General features: G+C 72.7%; 1 protein-coding gene. It reads right to left on the reverse strand.

The features are described 5' to 3' along the window. Positions 1 to 1,352 (reverse strand): AMP-binding protein (locus AB0F61_RS34195; protein WP_357818539.1); only part of this gene is annotated, 1,352 nt, incomplete at its 3' end. Between the last annotated feature and the right edge of the window lie 57 nt (positions 1,353 to 1,409).

Consider the following 1,409-nt stretch of genomic DNA (forward strand, 5'->3'; position numbering starts at 1 on the left):
GGCCCCTCCAACCTGTGCAAAAACCACAACCGCTGCTGCCCAAACGACAACGGCAACACCACCGGCCGCACCACCGGCCCCAACGCCACCTGCACCCCGCCACCCGACTCCCCCAACACCACCGCCAACTCAGCCGGCGACGGCGCCGCGAACAGCGCGCGCGGGGGCAGCTCGCAGCGGAACGCCTTGCGGATCCGGATGATGAGTCGGGTGGCCAGCAACGAGTGCCCGCCCAGGTCGAAGAAGCTGTCGTCCGGGCCGACCGACGGCACGTCGAGCACCTGCGCGAACAGGACGCAGAGCAGATCCTCCTGCGGCGTACGCGGTGCGCGTCCCCGGCCGCCGGTCTGCTCGGGGTCCGGCAGTGCCCGCTGGTCGACCTTGCCGTGTGAGGTGCGGGGGATCTCGTCGAGGACGACGACGGCCGACGGCACCATGTGCTCCGGCAGCTCGTCCTGTAGGTAGGCGCGCAGTTCGTCGTCGCGCACCGCCCGGCCGGCGGCCGGTACGACGTACGCGAGGAGTTGGTCCTGCCGGACGATGACGGCGGCCTGCGCGACCGTGGCGTGGCGCAGCAGCACGGACGCCACCTCGCCGGTCTCCACGCGGAAGCCGCGGATCTTCACCTGCTCGTCGGAGCGGCCGAGGTATTCCAACTCGGCGTCGGCGTTCCAGCGGACCACGTCGCCGGTGCGGTACATCCGCGACCCGGCGGGCCCGTAGGGATCGGCCAGGAACCGGGACGCGGTCAGGCCCGCGCGGTCGTAATAGCCCCGGGCCAGGCCCTCGCCGGCAATGTACAGCTCGCCCGGCACGCCGGGTGCCGCCAGTTGCAGGGCGTCGTCCAGCACGTAGAGCCGGGTGTTCACCACCGGGCGGCCGATCGGCGCCGGGCCGGGCGACAGCTCACCGCTCATCGACGCGCAGACGGTCGACTCGGTCGGGCCGTACGCGTTGAACATCCGGCGGCCGGGCGACCACCGCGCGGTCAGCTCGGGCGGGCACGCCTCCCCGGCGACCACCAGGGTGCCGAGGTCGGGGAGCCGCTCGGCCGGCACCGTCGCCAGCACGGTCGGTGGCAGCGTGAGATGGGTGATGCGCTGCTCACGCAGGACGGTTGCCAGGTCCTCACCGGCCAGGCGGTCGGTCTCGGGCACCACCAGGGTGGCGCCCGTGCCGAGGGCCAGCACGAGTTCCCACACCGTGGCGTCGAAGCCGAGTGCGGCGAACTGCAGCACCCGCGAGCCCTCGCCCGCCCCGAGCCGCTGCTGCGTCGCGGCCATGCTCGCGAGCCCGCGGTGGGTGACCACGACACCCTTGGGCTGCCCCGTCGAACCCGACGTGTAAATCACATACGCCGGATGATCCACCCCCACCACCGGACACACCGGAGCAACCTCCGGCCACCC

It is taken from the genome of Micromonospora sp. NPDC023888, from assembly GCF_040639415.1.
In the GTDB taxonomy this organism is placed as follows: Bacteria; Actinomycetota; Actinomycetes; order Mycobacteriales; family Micromonosporaceae; genus Micromonospora.